The 16,959-nt window shown below is 72.7% G+C and carries 14 protein-coding genes; 6 read left to right on the top strand and 8 right to left on the bottom strand.

Annotated features, from left to right (window positions below):
* Positions 1 to 172: 172 nt before the first annotated feature.
* Both LPA27_RS01845 and LPA27_RS01840 read left to right on the top strand, forming a co-directional pair.
* Complete coding sequence (locus LPA27_RS01845; RefSeq protein WP_228941295.1) at positions 173 to 1,654, top strand: aldehyde dehydrogenase family protein; 1,482 nt, start codon at positions 173 to 175, stop codon at positions 1,652 to 1,654.
* Between the two features lie 98 nt (positions 1,655 to 1,752).
* Complete coding sequence (locus LPA27_RS01840; RefSeq protein ID WP_056903115.1) at positions 1,753 to 2,889, top strand: NDMA-dependent alcohol dehydrogenase; 1,137 nt, start codon at positions 1,753 to 1,755, stop codon at positions 2,887 to 2,889.
* Between the two features lie 98 nt (positions 2,890 to 2,987).
* On the opposite strand, the gene LPA27_RS01835 is transcribed toward LPA27_RS01840, so the two are convergent.
* From LPA27_RS01835 to LPA27_RS01825, 3 genes are read right to left on the bottom strand one after another with little or no spacing between them, the layout of a single operon-like run.
* Positions 2,988 to 3,770 (bottom strand): SDR family oxidoreductase, encoded by a 783-nt coding sequence (locus tag LPA27_RS01835; protein ID WP_228941294.1) that lies wholly within the window; start codon positions 3,768 to 3,770, stop codon positions 2,988 to 2,990.
* Positions 3,767 to 5,485 carry a class I adenylate-forming enzyme family protein gene (locus LPA27_RS01830; protein ID WP_228941293.1) on the bottom strand — a complete coding sequence of 573 codons (1,719 nt, stop codon included), beginning with the start codon at positions 5,483 to 5,485 and terminating at the stop codon, positions 3,767 to 3,769. The genes LPA27_RS01835 and LPA27_RS01830 overlap by 4 nt, the downstream gene beginning before the upstream one ends.
* A 4-nt stretch (positions 5,486 to 5,489) precedes the next feature.
* Complete coding sequence (locus LPA27_RS01825; protein WP_056863044.1) at positions 5,490 to 6,464, bottom strand: enoyl-CoA hydratase-related protein; 975 nt, start codon at positions 6,462 to 6,464, stop codon at positions 5,490 to 5,492.
* A gap of 198 nt (positions 6,465 to 6,662) precedes the next feature.
* Between LPA27_RS01825 and LPA27_RS01820 the strand changes: the two genes are divergently transcribed.
* On the top strand, positions 6,663 to 8,306 hold the full coding sequence (locus tag LPA27_RS01820; protein WP_228941292.1) for a flavin-containing monooxygenase: 1,644 nt from the start codon (positions 6,663 to 6,665) through the stop codon (positions 8,304 to 8,306).
* Here the strand turns inward: LPA27_RS01820 and LPA27_RS01815 are convergent.
* Genes LPA27_RS01815 through LPA27_RS01805 form a run of 3 tightly spaced genes read right to left on the bottom strand, consistent with a single transcriptional unit; the run spans position 8,297 to position 10,781 of the window.
* Positions 8,297 to 9,262: an alpha/beta hydrolase gene (locus tag LPA27_RS01815; protein ID WP_056903117.1), complete on the bottom strand. Its 966-nt coding sequence runs from the start codon at positions 9,260 to 9,262 to the stop codon at positions 8,297 to 8,299. The two genes, LPA27_RS01820 and LPA27_RS01815, sit on opposite strands and share 10 nt — an antisense overlap.
* Before the next feature lie 2 nt (positions 9,263 to 9,264).
* On the bottom strand, positions 9,265 to 9,987 hold the full coding sequence (locus LPA27_RS01810; RefSeq protein ID WP_162242352.1) for a TetR/AcrR family transcriptional regulator: 723 nt from the start codon (positions 9,985 to 9,987) through the stop codon (positions 9,265 to 9,267).
* A gap of 32 nt (positions 9,988 to 10,019) precedes the next feature.
* Positions 10,020 to 10,781, bottom strand: coding sequence for an SDR family NAD(P)-dependent oxidoreductase (locus LPA27_RS01805; RefSeq protein WP_056863047.1), 762 nt, complete (start codon positions 10,779 to 10,781; stop codon positions 10,020 to 10,022).
* A gap of 190 nt (positions 10,782 to 10,971) precedes the next feature.
* On the opposite strand from LPA27_RS01805, the gene LPA27_RS01800 reads away from it, so the two are divergent.
* From LPA27_RS01800 to LPA27_RS01790, 3 genes are read left to right on the top strand one after another with little or no spacing between them, the layout of a single operon-like run.
* Entirely contained in the window at positions 10,972 to 12,129 is a 1,158-nt protein-coding gene (locus tag LPA27_RS01800) for a sugar ABC transporter substrate-binding protein (RefSeq protein WP_056863048.1), read from the top strand.
* Positions 12,126 to 13,826: a sugar ABC transporter ATP-binding protein gene (locus LPA27_RS01795; protein WP_228941291.1), complete on the top strand. Its 1,701-nt coding sequence runs from the start codon at positions 12,126 to 12,128 to the stop codon at positions 13,824 to 13,826. The genes LPA27_RS01800 and LPA27_RS01795 overlap by 4 nt, the downstream gene beginning before the upstream one ends.
* A complete protein-coding gene (locus tag LPA27_RS01790; RefSeq protein ID WP_056863049.1) occupies positions 13,823 to 14,836 on the top strand; it encodes an ABC transporter permease in 1,014 nt (337 codons plus the stop codon). Before LPA27_RS01795 ends, LPA27_RS01790 begins: the two co-directional genes overlap by 4 nt.
* Before the next feature lie 180 nt (positions 14,837 to 15,016).
* Here LPA27_RS01790 and LPA27_RS01785 read toward each other — a convergent pair whose 3' ends face one another.
* Positions 15,017 to 15,829: a VWA domain-containing protein gene (locus LPA27_RS01785; protein ID WP_056863521.1), complete on the bottom strand. Its 813-nt coding sequence runs from the start codon at positions 15,827 to 15,829 to the stop codon at positions 15,017 to 15,019.
* Between the two features lie 146 nt (positions 15,830 to 15,975).
* Positions 15,976 to 16,959, bottom strand: a complete 984-nt coding sequence (locus LPA27_RS01780) for an AAA family ATPase (protein WP_082502582.1) — start codon at positions 16,957 to 16,959, stop codon at positions 15,976 to 15,978.

Below are 16,959 nucleotides of genomic sequence, written 5' to 3'. Positions count from 1 at the left end.
GAGGGCGCTGGGAGGGAGGCCGCCCGCCCTTCCCGGACTTTTGTCAACACCAGGGTTGACGCCCGCACCTCAGGGTGGTGTGATCGACACCACAGCCCGGCGCACGACTCGGAGTGCCCCTGGCGACACGCAGCCATCCGGCCCGCCAGGCCCTTCGCGAAGGACGCTTCCCATGTCGCAGAGCACGCTCGCCAGCCCGACCCTCGAGGCGATGCTCGCCGGCCTCCGTGCCGACGAGGTCGTCGACGCCACCGCCCTCTACATCGACGGGCGGTGGGTCGCCTCCGACGCGCCCGGGCGCATCGAGGTGCGCAGCCCGGTCACCGAGCAGGTCATCGCCGAGGTCGCCGAGGGCGCCGCCGCCGACGTCGACAAGGCCGTCGCCGCCGCGCGGGCCGCCTTCCCCGCCTGGGCGGCCCTGGCCCCCTCCGAGCGGGCGGCCTACCTCACCAGGACCTCCGAGCTGCTCGTCGAGCGGATGGAGGCCCTCGCCGAGCTCGGGTCGCGGGACATCGGAGCCCCGCTCGAGGCGGTCAAGGCCGTGCAGCTGGGCCTGCCGATCTTTAACTTCGGCTACTACGCCGACCTGGCCACCTCCTACGACTTCGAGGGCACCGAGATCGGGAACTCCCTCATCGTGCGCGAGCCGGTGGGCGTGGTCGGCTGCATCACGCCGTGGAACTTCCCCCTGCACCAGGTGGCCCTCAAGGTGGCCGCGGCCTTCGCCGCCGGCTGCACCGTGGTGGTGAAGCCCACCGAGGTCACCCCGCTCCTGGTGGTGGCCCTGGCCGAGATCTTCGACGAGATCGGCCTTCCGGCCGGTGTCTTCAACATGGTCCACGGCAACGGGCCCGGGGTCGGCGAGGCTCTCGTCGCGCACCGCGACGTCGACATGATCTCCTTCACCGGGTCGACGCGAGCCGGCAAGCGGATCGCCGAGGTCGCCGCCGGCACGGTGAAGCGGGTCGCGCTCGAGCTCGGCGGCAAGTCGGCCAACGTCATCCTCGATGACGCCGACCTCGAGCAGGCCGTCACCGGGGGACTGGCCAACGCCTACCTCAACTGCGGCCAGGCCTGCACCGCGCTCACCCGGATGCTCGTGCCGGCCTCGCGTCTCGCCGAGGTCGAGGAGATCGCCACCCGTGTCGCCGCGACCTACACCACGGGCCCGTGGGACCAGGAGTCCAGCGTGCTCGGCCCCCTGGTCAACGCCACCCAGCACGAGAAGGTGCGGGGCTTCATCCAGACCGGCATCGACGAGGGCGCGCGCCTGGTGGTCGGGGGCCTGGAGAACGAGCACGAGAGCGGCTACTTCGTGACGCCGACGATCTTCAGCGACGTCACCAACGACATGACCATCGCCCGGGAGGAGATCTTCGGCCCCGTGCTCTCGATCCTCCCCTACTCCGACGAGGAGGAGGCCGTCTCGATCGCCAACGACACCGACTACGGCCTCGCCGGCGCGGTGTGGTCCGGCGACGACGAGCGAGCGCTGCGCGTGGCCAAGCGGCTGCGAGCCGGCCAGATCGAGGTCAACGGCGGAGCGTTCAACCCCGCGGCTCCGTTCGGCGGCTACAAGCAGTCGGGCCTGGGCCGCGAGGCCGGCCCGGCGGGCATCGAGGAGTTCCTCGAGACCAAGGCCATCCAGCGCTGAGCGGCGCCGCACCGCGGCGCCCACCGGCACGACGTACCAGCCAGCACGACCCTCTCGGGACCACCCAGCACCGTCAGGACCGACCAAAGGACAAGCGCGTGAAGACCAAAGCAGCAGTGTTGTGGGGAGCCGACCAGGACTGGCAGGTCGAGGAGGTGGAGCTCGGCGACCCGGTCGCCAACGAGGTGCAGGTGCAGCTCGCCGCCTCCGGCCTGTGCCACTCCGACGAGCACGTGCGCGTCGGCGACATCCCGATGGTGGAGCCCGGCGCGTTCCCCTTCATCGGAGGGCACGAGGGCGCGGGGGTCGTGACCAAGGTCGGCCCCGGGGTCACCAGCGTCAAGGAGGGCGACCACGTCGTCCTCGGCTTCATCCCCTCCTGCGGGCAGTGCGCAGCCTGCGCCCGCGGTCACCAGAACCTCTGCGACCTCGGTGCGACGCTGCTCACCGGCCAGGCCATCGCCGACAGCACCAACCGCATCCAGGTGAAGGGGCAGAACGCCTCGCCGATGTGCCTGCTCGGCACCTTCTCGCCCTACGTCACCGTGCACGAGGCCTCGGCGATCAAGATCCTGCCCGACATCCCGCTCGACAAGGCCGCCCTCGTGGGCTGCGGTGTCACCACCGGATGGGGCTCCTCGGTCTACGCCGCCGACGTGCGGGCCGGCGAGACCGTGGTCGTGGTCGGCGTCGGCGGCATCGGCGCCAACGCCGTGCAGGGCGCCCGTGCTGCCGGAGCCCGTCACATCGTCGCGATCGACCCCGTGCCGTTCAAGCGTGAGATGGCGATGAAGCTCGGCGCCACCCACGCCTACGCCAGCATCGAGGAGGCGACGGCGCCGGTCACCGACCTGACGTGGGGTGCGATGGCCCAGAAGGCGATCATCTGCGTGGGCCGAATCCGCGGCGAGGACATCGCCGGCACCCTGTCGCTGGTCGGCAAGGGCGGCACGGCGGTCGTCACCGGCATGGGCTCCATGCTCGACACCGACGTCAGCCTCAGCCTCTTCGAGCTGACCCTGCTCCAGAAGCGGCTGCAGGGCGCGATCTTCGGCTCGGGCAACCCCCGCTTCGACATCCCCAACCTGCTGCGCCTCTACATGGAGGGCGAGCTCATGCTCGACGAGCTGATCACCACCCGCTACCGCCTGGAGGACATCAACCAGGGCTACGCCGACATGAACGCCGGCACCAACATCCGCGGCCTCATCGAGTACGGCCCCGCCGACTGGTGAGTCGGCCCCGGGTCCCGGGGGAAGCAGCGGCCCGGTCGTCCTCGGACGACCGGGCCGCTGTGCGTGTGCGTCGGGCCCTCCCCGTCGCCGCCCCGGATTCAGCCGTGGGGACCGCCGGCGACGTAGAGGACCTGGCCGGTGACGAAGCCGGACCGCACGTCGGCGAAGAACGACACCGCCTGGGCGATGTCGTCGGGCGCGCCGGCCCGCCCCACCGCGATCCCGGCCACCTGCTCGGAGACCAGGTCGTCGAAGGACACGCCTGCGCGCTCGGCCAAGGCCCGCGTCATCTCGGTGACGGTGAAGCCCGGCGCGACGGCGTTGACGGTCACGCCGTAGCGACCCAGCTCGAGGGCGAGGGTCTTGGTGAGGCCTTGCAGCCCGGCCTTGGCCGCGGAGTAGTTGGCCTGGCCCACGGTGCCGAGGGCGGCGATCGAGGACAGGTTGACGATGCGGCCCCAGCCGCGCGTGGTCATGTGGCGCTGGGCCTCCCTGCTCATCAGGAACGCGGAGCGCAGGTTGACGTCGACCACGGTGTCCCAGTCGTCGAGGCTCATCTTGAAGGCGAGGCCGTTGCGCAGGACCCCCGCGTTGTTGACCAGCACCAGCGGGGGACCGAGCTCCTCGGCCACCCGGGCCACGCCGGCGACGACGGTGTCCTCCCGCGACACGTCGGCCCCGACGGCCAGCGCTCGCCGGCCCCGTTCCCTCACACGATTCACGGTCTGCGCGCACGCGGCCTCATCGAGGTCGACGACAGCGACGTCGTGTCCGTCGTCGGCCAGACGCACGGCGATCTCGGCGCCGATGCCGCGGGCCGCCCCGGTCACGATCGCGACCGGGGGCCCTGCGGTCTCCTTGCCGACCGCCTCGCGGGTCACGACGCGGCGCCGGTCGGCTGGAGCTCGGCGCGGGCGCGCTCGGCGAGCAGGAACTTGCGGGGCCGCCCGCTGGGGGTGACCGGCACCTCGTGGGCGCCGATGGCCACCACGTGCCGGGGGACCTTGAAGCGGGCCAGACGGGCGGTGCACAGGGCGAGGAGCTCGTCGACGTCGACGGCGCGGCCGGGGCGCAGGACGACGTAGGCGACGCCGACCTCGCCCATCCGCCGGTCGGGGAGCGGCACGACGTGGGCCTGGTTGACGGCATCGTGTGAGGTCAGCACGTCCTCGATCTCCTTGGGCACGACCTGCTCTCCGCCGCAGCGGTAGCAGTCCTTGCTGCGTCCCACGAGCGTGAGGTAGTCGTCGGCGTCGAGGCGGCCCAGGTCGCCCGTGCGGAGCCAGCCGTCGTCGGTGAAGGCGGCGGCGTCCTCCTCGGGCTTGCGGTGGTAACCAGGGGTGACCCCGGGCCCGCGCACCTGGAGCTCGCCGACCTGGTCGACCCCGAGCACCGCGCCGGTGGCGGGGTCGACGACGCGGTAGACCGCGAGCCGGCCGCCCAGGGCGGGGTCGCCGGCGACGCCGACGTCGCGCAGCCTGCCGTTGGTGCTGAGGCGGCGCTCACGGGGGTCGTCGGGCCGGGTGACGGTGGTCGAGGCGGTGGTCTCGCTCATCCCGTAGCCCGTGGTGAGCTCGAGGGGGCCGAGGACGGCCTCGATCCGGTGCCACAGTCCGGTGGGGGAGACGCCGCCGGAGGAGATCATGGAGCTCAGCGACGACAGGTCGTGGACCGGCCCACCCGTCTCGACCTCGTCGAGCAGGGCCTGGGTCATCGTCGGGATGAGCAGCACGTCGTCGACGTGGTGGCGCTCGATCGCCGCCAGCGTCGCGGCAGGGGTGAACGTCAGCTGTGGCACGATCGAGCCGCCGACGAAGAGCGTCGCGAGCAGGCCCTCGACGTAGCCGTAGACGTGGTACATCGGCAGGGAGAACAGCACCCGGCGACCATCCTGGAAGGCCCGGCCGAAGGCACTGCCGTACGCCGTGCGCAGCAGCATGTCGTGGGTGAGCAGCACACCCTTCGGGCTGCCGGTCGTGCCGGACGTGTAGAGCACGTCCGCGGGGGCGCCCGGACCGGTCGAGGTCACGGGCTCCCAGCCCTCGTCCGTGCCGCCGAGCTCCTCGACGGTGCGGGCTCCGGGGCGCGGCGTGCGTCCCTCCCCGGTCAGGACGAAGACCGCCCGCAGGTCGGGCAGGTCGGCCCCTCCTCCACCGGACTCCCAGCCGGGGGCGAGGTCGTCGAGCATGTCGAGGTAGTCGAGGTCTCGGAACGCGTCCATCGTGACCAGCGCCGAGGCACCCGACTGGCGCAGCACGTAGCCCAGCTCGTCGCGGCGGTTGAGGAAGTTCACCGGCACCGCGGTGGCCCCGGCGCGCGCGATGGCGTACTTGAGCGCCACGAACTCCGGGTGGTTGGCCATGACCAGGGCCACGAGGTCCCCGGGGCGCACCCCGGCGGCGACCAGGCCACGCGCCAGGCGACGTGACCAGTCCGCGACCTCGCGGTAGGTCCAGCTGCGGTGGTCGGTGACGACGTAGGGGCGGTCACCGAACTCCTCGACAGCGGCGTCGAGCTGCTCGTCGAGGCGTCGCGCGACCCAGGCCGGGTGCCGCCCCTCGAGCGCCTCCTGGCGCTCGGCCACGCTGGGGAGCATCGGCTCAGCCCTTCCCGTTCTGCGCGGCCACGCCCTGGTCGGCGCGGGTGCGGAGGTGGTCGTCGTGCTGCTCGTCCTCGCGGCCGCCCTGCCGACCGCGCGAGGCCTGGTAGGCGTCCCAGTAGGTGCGGTGGTGGGAGAAGGGCTCATCGCGGTCCTCGACCGCGGCGCGCACCCCGTGGGCGTCCTGGAACCGCTTGAAGTCCGCCATCGCAGGCCCGGCGATGGCCATGGCGTCGGCGTCGTTGGCGGCCGCGATCGCCGAGGCGATGCCCATGGCGTCCCACCACCGGTTGGTGGCCTCCTTGTGGGAGTAGAGCATCTCCAGCGGCACGTGCGCGATGCGCTCGGCGTAGGCCATGGCCACGTCGAGCACCTCCTCGGCGGGCACGGCGCGGTTGGCGAGCCCGAGCTCGGCGGCCTCGGTGCCGGTCATGCTGTCGCCGGTGAACAACCACTCCTTGGTCTTGCGCATGCCCAGGTGGACCGGCCACAGACCGAACGTGTGGATCTCGCCCATGGTGCGGGCCTCGGGCTGCCCGAACTGCGCGTCGTCGGCGGTGAAGACGATGTCGAGCACGCCGGCGAGATCGAGCCCACCGGCGACACACGCCCCTCGCACGACCCCGACAGTGGCCTGGCGGATGCGCCACAGGCGCATCCACCTCTCGCGGGACTCGTGGAACTCGCGCCTGGAGAAGATCGGCGCACGCCGGTGGGGGCGGCTGTCCTCGGGACGCGAGGGCTCCCCGCTGCCCCACAGGTAGCCCCACTCGGTGAGGTCGTAGCCGGTGCAGAAGTTCTTGCCGTTGCTCTTCACGACGAGCACGCGGGTGTCGTCGTCGCGGTCGAGGTCGTCCATGACGAGGTCCATGTCGTCGCGCATCTGCCGGCACAGGGCGTTGCCACGGTCGGGGCGGTTGAGGGTCATCGTCGCGATGCGGTCGGACTTCTCGTAGACGAGCGTCTCGAGCTCCATGGGTGGCCTTCCTGTCTGCTCGTCGTCGGCTCGGCCGACGCGGCGCTGGGTGATGCACGTCACTGTGCATCAACATAAGCGTTGACGCGGGGTGTCGCAAGGAGTCCCCCCTGTCCCGTCAACAAGTGTGTTGACCGAACGGATCGCGATGGCTACCGTCGGTGTTCCGGAGCACGACGAGCGAGGAGACCGGCTGTGGTGGACCCTGTGGTGGACGTGACCGAGGTCGACGTCGTGGTGGTGGGGGCCGGCTTCGCCGGTCTGCGTGCCCTGCACACGCTGCGCGGGGCGGGCCACTCGGTGGTGGTGCTCGAGGCGGGCGACGACATCGGCGGCGTCTGGCAGTGGAACCGCTACCCCGGTGCGCGCTGCGACGTGGAGAGCTACGACTACTCCTACGGCTTCTCCTCCGAGCTCGAGCAGGAGTGGCGCTGGAGCGAGCGCTACGCGACCCAGCCCGAGATCCTGCGCTACATCCACCACGTGGCCGAGCGCTTCGACCTGCGTCGAGACGTCCGCCTCGGCCAGCGGATGGTCGACTCCACCTGGGACGACGCGAGCGCCCGCTGGTCGGTGAGCACCGAGAGTGGCGGGGCCTGGAGGTCCCGCTTCCTGGTCATGGCCACGGGGCAGCTCTCGACCACCAAGACCCCGAGCCTGCCCGGCCAGGACGACTTCCGCGGCCAGGTGCTGCTCACCGCGCAGTGGCCCCGCGAGGGCGTCGACCTGTCCGGCAAGCGGGTCGGGGTGATCGGCACCGGGTCGTCCGGCATGCAGCTGATCCCCGTCGTCGCCCAGGAGGCCGCCCACCTCACGGTCTTCCAGCGCACCCCCAACTTCAGCGTGCCGGCCACCAACGGGCCGATCAGTGACGAGCGTGACGCCGAGGTCAAGGCGTCCTACGCCGAGCGCCGCGAGGCCTCGCGCAACTCGCCGAGCGGTCTCGGCACCATCCCCATCAGCAGGACCTCCGCGCTCGAGGTGAGCGACGCCGAGCGTCGTGAGCGCTACGAGGACTACTGGGCCACCGCCGGCTTCGGGTTCGCGCTCGTCTACTACGACATCCTGCGCGACCGGGCCGCCAACGACACCGCCGCCGACTTCATCCGGGAGAAGATCGCCGCCAAGATCGACGACCCCGTGCTGCGCGAGAAGCTGATGCCGCGCGACTTCCCCTTCGCCGCCAAGCGCCCCTCGGTCGACAGTGGCTACTTCGAGACCTTCAACCGCGACGACGTCACGCTCGCCGACATCCGGGAGGATCCGCTGCAGGCGATGACCCCGACCGGGCTCCGCACGGCGAGCGGTGCGGAGCACGACCTCGACGTCGTCGTCTTCGCCACCGGCTTCGACGCCCTCACGGGCTCCCTGCTGCGTCCGACCATCACCGGTCGGGGTGGGCTCACGTTGAAGGAGAAGTGGTCGGCCGGGCCGGTCACTCAGCTCGGGCTGTGCGTGCACGACTTCCCCAACCTGTTCATCGTCGCAGGTCCGGGCAGCCCCTCCCTGCTGAGCAACGTGCTGCTGTCGACCGAGCAGCACGTCGACTGGATCGCCGCGCTCCTCGCCCACCTGGAGTCCGTCGGCGCCGACGTCGTCGAGGCGACCGAGGCGGCCGAGCAGGCGTGGGTGGCCCACGTGAACGAGCGGGCCCAGGAGACGCTCTACCCGCTCGCCACGAGCTACTACAACGGTGACGAGGTCGAGGGGAAGCCTCGGGTCTTCATGCCCTACCCCGGTGGCGTGCGCGCCTACCGCAGGATCCTGGAGCGGGTGGTCGACGAGGGCTACTCCGGCTTCGAGCTCTCCTCGAGCCGCGAGCGGGAGCCGGCTCAGGCCTGAGCCGACCAGGTCGGACCAGCGCCGCCGGCGCAGGTCGCGGCCAGGAGCTCCGTCAGCTCGGCGGCCTGGCTGAGCGCCGCGTCCATCCACCAGAATCCGTGCGCCGCCCCGGCGTACGTCGTCTCCTCGACAGCGACGCCGGCCTCGGCGAGACGCGCGGCGTAGTGCAGCGCCTCGTCGCGCAGCGGGTCGAGCTCCGCGGTCACGATGGTGGTCGGCGGGAGGCCGCTGAGGTCCTCGGCCAGCACGGGCGCCGCGCGCGGGTCCCGGCCGGCCGCGGGCGAGGGCAGGTAGAGGTCCCAGAACCACGCCAGCTCCCGCGCGGTCATGAGCGGTCCGTCGGCGCGGCGGCGGTAGGAGGCGTAGGGCGTGTCGAGGGCGGGGTGCAGGCACGGGTAGACGAGCACCTGCGCCCGCACGGCCCCTGGGCTGTCGCGCAGCTCGAGCGCCGTCGCGGCGGCGAGGTTGCCACCCGCGCTGTCGCCGACCAGCACCAGCGCCTGTGCGGGGTCGCCCCCGAGCGCGGCAGGGTCGGCGGCGAGGGCGCGCGCGGCCGCGACGCAGTCGAGCAGCGGGCCGGGGAAGCGGGTCTCCGGTGCCCGGCGGTAGTCGAGGGAGACTACGACGCAGCCGCTCGCGGCGGCCAGGGCCCGGCACGGACGGTCGGCGGCCTTGAGTCCGCCGAGCACGAACCCGCCACCGTGCAGGTAGAGCACCAGCGGGCGCTGCTCGTCGGGCGAGGGGTGGTAGACCCGGGCGGGCAGCAGGCCGGCGTCTCCGGGCAGCAGCACGTCGCGCACCCCGGCGACCGGGGTGGCCGGGTGCTGCAGGCGCAGCACTCCGTCGAGCAGCGCGCGGGCGTGCGGCACGCTCACGGTGTCGTAGGTCGGCACGGCCAGCTCGTCGAACTGGGCCACGAGGCGCGCCACGTCGGGGTGGGCGGTGGGCTCCGCCACGCTCACCTCACCTCCACGCCGTCCAGGAGCATGCTGGCGTAGGACTCCCCGATGGTGGCGGCGTCGACGGCGGAACGCTCGGGGTTGAACCAGCGGTTGGTCCAGCTGACCATCCCGATCAGTCCGTAGGCCATGACCCGCGGGTCGGTGACCGGACGCAGGGTGCCCTCCTCGACGCCCTGGGTGACGATCGCGGTGACGGCCTCCTCCCAGCGACGGTTGACCTTGCGCATCTCCTCGGCCCACTCGCGCCGCGCCTCGGCGACGTGGGCGAGGTTCTCCTGGAGGTAGACGTAGAGGAACGGGTAGTTCTCGGCGTAGCTGACCATGAGCGAGGTGATCAGCTCGCGCAGCTTCGCGGGCGCCGGCTGGTCGGAGTCGCGGATGCCCTCGGCGACCACGAGGTTGGCCTTGACGACGTCGGTGACGACCTCGTCGAGGAGCTCCTCCTTGCTGCTGACGTAGTAGTACAGGCTGGCCCGCTCCGTGCCGACGGCCTCGGCGATGTCGGCCAGCGACGTGCCCTGGTAGCCGCGGACCTTGAAGACCTGTGCGGCGGCGTTGATGATCTCGGTCCGTCTGAGGCTGTAGCCGCCCTTCTTGCGTCCTCGCGCGGCGGCCCGGCGCCGGCCGATGCCGCTGTCGTCGGGGTCGGCGGCGGGAGGGTCGGCCGGAGGCGGGTCGCCCGCGCCGCTGGAGAGGGGAGGGGTGCGGTCGTCGCTCACGTCGGGCACCCTAGTGCGCCGCGCCGTGGCGCTCACCCGATCACGTACCCACCGTCGACCACCACGGTCTGCCCCGTGACGTAGCCGGCGGCGCTGCTGGCCAGCCACACCAGCGTCGCGGCGACCTCCTCGGGGTCGCCCTGGCGACCCACCGCGACCCGCTCCAGCTGGGTGTCGACGTAGCCCGGTGCGTAGCCGTCGCTGATCTCGGTCTCGAAGAAGCCGGGCGCGATGGCGTTGACACGGATCCCCTTGCGGCGGGTCCACTGGTTGGCCAGGTCGCGGGTGAGACCGATGAGCGCGGCCTTGCTCGAGGCGTAGGCGGCCTGGGGGAGGGGCTGGGGGCGGAGTCCGATGACGCTGGAGATGTTGACGATGCTGCTCCCGGGGCGCATCACCCGGCCACAGGCCTGGGCCATCCAGTAGGCACCTTCGAGGTTGGTCGCGAGCACCTCGCGGAACTGCTCCGGTGTCTCCCGTGTGGCGGGGTGCGCCGTGCCCACGCCAGCGTTGTTGACCAGGACGTCGATGCGGCCCAGGTGCTCCATGGCGGTCTGCGCGAGTGTCGTGCAGGCCGTCGGGTCGGTCACGTCGGTCGCGACCGGCACTGCCCGGCGCCCCTCCGCCTCGACGAGGAGGGCGGTCTCGCGCAGCCGCTCCTCACGTCGACCGGCGAGCACGACGTCGGCGCCGGCCTGGGCGAGGGCCACGGCGAAGGCGACCCCCAGCCCTGAGGAGGCGCCCGTGACGACGGCGACCTGGCCGTCGAGTCGGAACCGGTCGAGAACGCTCATGCGGGTGCTCCTCCCTGTCGCCCGGCGGGCGTGGGTCGACGGTAGGACCGACGTCGACCGAGGTCAACACGTTCGTAGATTTAGTCAACACGGCAGTTGACAGTCGGATCGCAGGCTGTTGTGATGCACGACACATGACGTGCCGCCAGGCTCGTCGCCGTGCTTCTCGGGCCTTCGAAGGGACCCACCGATGACCAACCACCACGCACGACTGCGCGGCATGGCGGGGATCGCCGCCGCCGGGATGCTGATCCTCGGCGCCTGCGCCGCTCCCGAGGACTCCGCAGGAGCGCCGGAGGCCGCGGCGACGGCCGAGGCCGGGTCGGCCGCCGAGGCCGAGGTGAGCGCCGCCCAGGAGGTGGTGACCCCACTCCTGGAGACGCCCAGCACCATCAACCAGACCGAGCCGATCACCGGCGACACCTCCAGCGACAAGCCCTTCGTCGTCATCACCTGTGAGCTGCCCCAGTGCCAGCTGATCTCCGACGGCACCCTCGAGGCCGCCGAGGCCATGGGGTGGGAGACAGAGCTGCTGGCCTACAAGACCACCGACGGCGCCACGCTGACCTCGGCCATGAAGGAGGCGCTGACCTACGACCCCTTCGCCGTGGCCCCGATCGGCTTCAGCCAGACGTTGTGGCAGCCCCTCGTCCAGGACTTCGAGGACGCCGGCGTGATCATCACCCCGGTCGCCGTGGGCGACACCGAGCCGGGCGGCCCCGTCACGCAGGGCTCGGCCAGCCAGCTCGACTACGCGGCCTCCGGCAAGGCCATGGCCGCCTGGGTGACCGCCGACTCCGCGGCCGACGCCACCATCCTGCTCCAGGACGTGCCGGCCTTCGCGGTGCTCGCCGCCTACGGCGACGGCTTCCGCGAGGGCATCGCGGAGTACTGCTCGGGCTGCACCATCACCGAGCTGGAGAACGCCCCTGCCCAGCTGGCCTCCAACGGCATCGTCCCGTCGGTGGTCTCGGAGCTGCAGAAGAAGCCCGACATCGACTACGTCGTCTCGACCGACACCGCCTTCCTCGCCGCAGGCCTGCCCAGCGCCCTCGAGGCCGCCGGCATCAGCGGGGTCAAGGTGGTGGGCGGCTCGCCCGACATCAACAGCCTGCAGGGTGTCGTCAGCGGCGACATCGCGGCGGTGAGCGCCACCGCCGAGGACCAGTACGGGTGGACCGCGGTCGACATCGTCGCCCGCACCATGACCGGCATGGACGTGCCCGAGGCCGACGGAGGTCGCGTGCAGATGATCGCCGTGCAGGACAACGTCGGCACGCCCTCTCCCGCCGGGCTCGGGTTCCCCGAGGACTACCGCGAGCAGTACAAGGCGCTGTGGGGCAAGTGAGCACCGGGACCTCCTCCGCGACGGCCGGGACGGACTCCGCCCCGGCGCTCGACATCGTCGGTCTCACCAAGACCTTCGTCGGCGGTCACGCGCTGCGCGACGTCGACCTGCGCATCGGCGCGGGGGAGGTCCACGCCCTGCTGGGCGAGAACGGATCGGGCAAGTCCACGCTCATCAAGACCCTCTCGGGCTTCCACCGCCCCGATCCCGGGGCCTCCATCCGCATCGGCGGCGAGGAGCTGGTGACGGGCAGCGCGGCGTCGTCGTACGCCCTGGGTGCGCGCTTCGTGCACCAGGACCTCGGGCTGGTCGAGGACTGCTCGGTCAGCGACAACCTCGCCTTCGGCCCTGGCTTCCCGACGCGCTTCGGGACGATCCGCGGCCGCGCGGCCCGGGCACGGGCCGCCCGCGCGCTGGAGTCGGTGGGCGTGGAGGTCGACCCCGACCGTCACGTCGGCCGGCTCTCCCCGGCCCAGAAGACCGGCGTCGCCGTCGCCCGCGCCCTGCTCGACGACGAGTCCAGCCCCGTGCACCTGCTGGTGCTCGACGAGCCCACCGCACGACTGCCCGAGCACGAGGTCGAGGCCCTCCTCGAGATCGTCGGCCGGGTCTCGGCACGCGGCATCGGCGTCCTCTACGTCACCCACCGCCTCGACGAGGTCTTCGCCGTCGCCGCGGCGGCCACCGTGCTCCGCGACGGGGTGCGGATGACGACCCAGCCGGTGGCCGGCCTGACCCGCGACTCCCTGCTGCACCACCTGCTGGGGGCCGCTCTCGAAGCCCAGGAGCGGCCGCCACTGCGGTCGGACCCGGCCTCCGAGCCGGCCCTCAGCGTCACCGGCCTGGGCTCGGAGAGCCTGCACGGGATCGACCTGGAGGTCCGTCCCGGCGAGGTGGTCGGCGTGGCCGGGATCACCGGCTCGGGGCGCGACTCGCTCCTGGGCACCGTCTTCGGGGCACGACACCGCGACCACGGCGAGGTGAGGGTCGCGGGACGACGGGTCGGGGCCGACCGACCCGACCGTGCGATGGCCGCCGGCGTGGCCTACGTGCCGGCCGAGCGGAAGCTCGAGGGCTGCTTCGTCGACCTGCCCGCCCGCGAGAACATCGGGTTCGGCAGCCTGCGCAGCCTCTGGCGCGGCGCCGGCCTCAGTCGGCGCCGCGAGCACGACCTCGCCACGGGCTGGTTCGAGCGGCTCGACGTGCGGCCCCGGTCCGGCACCGAGCGTGCGATGTCGACCTTCAGCGGGGGCAATCAGCAGAAGATCGTCTACGGCAAGTGGTTCGAGCGTCAGCCGGTGCTCTTCCTGCTCGACGAGCCCACCCAGGGCGTCGACGTCGGCGCCAAGGCCGAGCTCCACCGCGCGCTCTTCGAGGCCGCCGAGCGGGGCGCCGCCGTGCTGGTCAGCTCCAGCGACACCGAGGAGCTGATCGCGGTCTGTGACCGCGTCCTCGTGCTCAGGGTGGGGGAGCTGGTCGAGGAGCTCGTCGGCGACGAGATCAGTGCCCACGCCCTGACCCGCGCCTGCCTCGGCATCGAGCCCGACCAGGCCTCCGACCTCATGGAGGTGATGGAGAGCGAGGGCGACCCGGCTGACCTCCGCCACCCCCACCTCACGACCGACTCGCCCGACCACCCTGTCGACCACCGCTCCGACCGTGCGGCGGTCGGCAGCCTCGAAGGAGATCTGCGATGACCCGGCTCCCGCGCGGCCTCGGCCTCGAACGCTTCAGCGGCCTCTACCTGTGGGCCGTGCTCATCGTGGTCTTCTCGGTCTGGCAGCCGCTCTACTTCCCGACCATGGCGACGGTGCACTCGATCGCCGCCGACCGGTCGATCGCGGCGATGCTGGCCCTCGCGATCCTGGTGCCGCTGGCGTGCGGTGCCTTCGACCTCTCGGTCGGCGCCACGGCCAACATCTCGACCATCTCCGCGGTCATGCTGGTCAACGACGACTGGGCGTGGCCGACCGTGGTCGTGGTGTGCACGCTGCTCGGCACCCTCATCGGAGCCGTCAACGGCTTCATCGTGGTCAAGCTCAAGGTGAGCTCCTTCATCACCACGCTCGGCACCTCGTCGATGATCGCGGCCTTCCAGATCATCATCACCGACAACGCCCAGCCGCTCCCACCGATCAACGCCTCGTGGGCCGCGTTCACCCAGTCCACCATCCTGGGCTTCCAGGTGGTCGTGGTCTACATGCTGATCCTGGCCGTCCTGCTGTGGTGGGTGCTCCAGCACACCCCGGTGGGCCGCTACCTCTTCGCCATCGGCAGCAGTCCGGAGGCGGCACGCCTGTCCGGCGCGCGCGTGGACCTCTACACGTGGCTGGCCCTCATCGCCTCCGGCACCATCGCGGGTCTCACCGGGGCGATCTACGCCTCCCTCGCCGGGCCGTCGCTGACCTACGGCGCCTCGCTCCTGCTGCCCGCCTTCGCGGCGGTCTTCCTCGGGTCCACGCAGGTCATCCCGGGCCGCTTCAACGTCTGGGGCACGGTGCTCGCCATCTTCGTGCTGGCCACCGGGGTCAAGGGTCTCCAGCTGGCCACCAACGCCCAGTGGCTCGACCCGATGTTCAGCGGCGGTGCGCTCGTCGCCGCCGTCGCCGTCGCCCTCGGACGCCAGCGGGCGGCCGAGGAGAAGGCCCGTCGCAAGCTCGTCAGGGGGGAGGCCCCGAGCGACGCCCGTGTCGCTGCCGCTCCGTGAGGCCCGGCGGCGCTCACTGGAGGGCTGCCGTCAGTCGCGTGACGTTGTCGACGCAGCGCAGCCGGGCGGATCTGAGCGACCACGCCTCGAGGCCCAGCCACGGGGTCAGCAGCACGAGCAGCAGCCAGGCCGTGCCCGTCGAGGGCTTGCGGTCGCCGGGGCTGCCGGGCGAGGCGTGGTCTAGGGCCGGTCGTCGGCGAGGAGACGGTTGAGGGCGCGGGGCACGTCGAGCACGCCGGCGACGCTGGCGCAGCGCCCGCCGGCACGCAGGGCCAGGCGGCGGGCCTCCTCGTCGTCGTCGGCCGGGGCGAGGACGACCAGCTCGTCGAGCCGGCTGGCCGCGGGCACGGCGTCGTCGTCGGTGGTGCGGCAGTCGGAGAGCAGCAGGGTGACCCGGCGGCGGGCGGTGGCGCGCGAGAGCTGGAGCCGCGCGGCGTCGAGGGCGGCGGGCAGGGCGGTGGTGCCGTGGCCGCGCAGCGCGAGCACCGTGGCGATGGTCTCGGTGGCCGGGCGGCGCGCGGTGAGCGGGGCGAGGACGTCGACGCCGGAGGCGAAGGTCAGCACGGCGTGCTCGCGCGGAGCCATGCTGGCGCACGCGGCGGTCGTCACGGCGGCGGCGGTCAGGCGGGCGCCGTTCATGGACCCCGAGCGGTCGACCACGAGGCACAGCGCGAGGTCGGGGCGGGCCCAGTCGGAGGAGACCAGCTCGTCGAGGCGCGGCATGCGGCCCTCGGCGCGGGCGCCGACGACGGCCTCCATCGAGCGGTCGAGGTCGAGGTCGCCGCCCGCCACGGCGGGGCGCGTGCGCCGGCGGGCGACCCCGGCCGACCGGGGGAGACCACGACGGGTCTGGTCGAGCACGAGGCGGGGGGCCAGCCGGCGTACCTGGGCGCGCAGCGCCTCGTCCGTGGCCCGCGACATGTCGACCAGCAGCGTGAGGGTGAGGTCGGGGTCCTCGCGCAGCGCGGCGTCGAGGGCGTCCTGGTCGAGCACGCCGGTCTCGGGGGAGAGCTCGGCGAAGCGGGGGTTGCGGGCCAGCTCCGAGCGCCCGGTGGTGCGCTCGTTGCGCAGTCGCTCGCGGGGCTGTGGCTTGGAGGGGGCCGAGGGTGAGGGGGGCGAGCCCGCCGGGGTGGGCGGGCTCAGGGTTCCCCCGGCCCCGCCTCCCCGGTGTCGGGCGCGCCGTCGGGCGGGTCGGTCTCCGGGGGCGGCCCGAAGACACGGGTCCACAGCTCGGTGACGACCTGCTCGGGGGTGCGGCCGCAGCCCTCGTGCAGCCTGACCCGCCCCGTGAGCGAGGCCTTCGCGGCGGCCAGGCCGACGTGCCACTCGGTGGCGGGCACGCCGCGCAGGGCGGCCAGCTCGACGGTGATCCGGGCCACGTCGATCGCGCCGCGCACCGAGGAGCCCCACTCGAGGTCGGGGTGCTCGCGGGTGGCGCGCACCAGCTCGACGACCTTCGCCTCCCACTCCGGACCGGCGGTGCCGCCGGTGCCGCCGGTGCCGCCGGTGCTGCCCGGGCCGCCGGTGTGCAGCGCCACGATGGCCCTTTCGGCCTCGGCGGGCTGGTAGCCCATCGAGATCCGGCAGGTGCGGTCGTAGAGCGCGCTGGAGACCCGCGCGGTGCCGATCGCGTCGAAGGGATTCATGGCGGCGACCAGGCCGAAGCCGGGCGCGGCGACCACGCAGCCCAGGCGGGGCACGGTGATCTCCTTCTCCGACATCGCGGCCAGCAGGACGTTGAGGGTCTCCTCCGGGATCCGGTTGAGCTCCTCGACGTAGAGCAGGCCTCCCGAGCGCATCGCGGCCAGCAGCGGCCCGTCCTCGAAGATCTCCGGGCTGTAGCCGCGGGCCAGCACCAGCGCGGGGTCGAAGTGGCCGACCAGCCGCGCGGGGGTCAGCTCGGCGTTGCCCTCGACGAGCACGAAGGGGATGTCGCGCTCGCGCGCGACCTGGCGCAGCAGGGTCGACTTGCCGGTGCCGGGCGGTCCCTCGAGGAGCACGTGGGCGCCGCTGCGCAGCGCCGCCTGGAGCACCTGGGCCTCCTCGGAGCGGTCGACCGCGGCCACGGGCGCGACGGCGTCGGCCGTCGCGCCCGCGGTGACCGGGGTGGGGTGGTCGGGCAC

This window comes from Nocardioides sp. Leaf374, from assembly GCF_916862475.1.
Taxonomy (GTDB): Bacteria; Actinomycetota; Actinomycetes; order Propionibacteriales; family Nocardioidaceae; genus Nocardioides; species Nocardioides kribbensis.
Note: the sequence above shows the minus strand (reverse complement) of the source record. Positions and strands in the feature narration are given on the sequence as shown.

What these genes read in the sequence shown, in the direction of transcription:
- LPA27_RS01845 (WP_228941295.1), top strand. Translation starts at nt 173, where the DNA reads ATGTCGCAGAGCACGCTCGCCAGCCCGACCCTCGAGGCGATGCTCGCC.
- LPA27_RS01830 (WP_228941293.1), bottom strand. Translation starts at nt 5,485, where the DNA reads ATGCTCCCCAGCGTGGCCGAGCGCCAGGAGGCGCTCGAGGGGCGGCAC.
- LPA27_RS01825 (WP_056863044.1), bottom strand. Translation starts at nt 6,464, where the DNA reads ATGGAGCTCGAGACGCTCGTCTACGAGAAGTCCGACCGCATCGCGACG.
- LPA27_RS01805 (WP_056863047.1), bottom strand. Translation starts at nt 10,781, where the DNA reads ATGAGCGTTCTCGACCGGTTCCGACTCGACGGCCAGGTCGCCGTCGTC.
- LPA27_RS01800 (WP_056863048.1), top strand. Translation starts at nt 10,972, where the DNA reads ATGACCAACCACCACGCACGACTGCGCGGCATGGCGGGGATCGCCGCC.
- LPA27_RS01790 (WP_056863049.1), top strand. Translation starts at nt 13,823, where the DNA reads ATGACCCGGCTCCCGCGCGGCCTCGGCCTCGAACGCTTCAGCGGCCTC.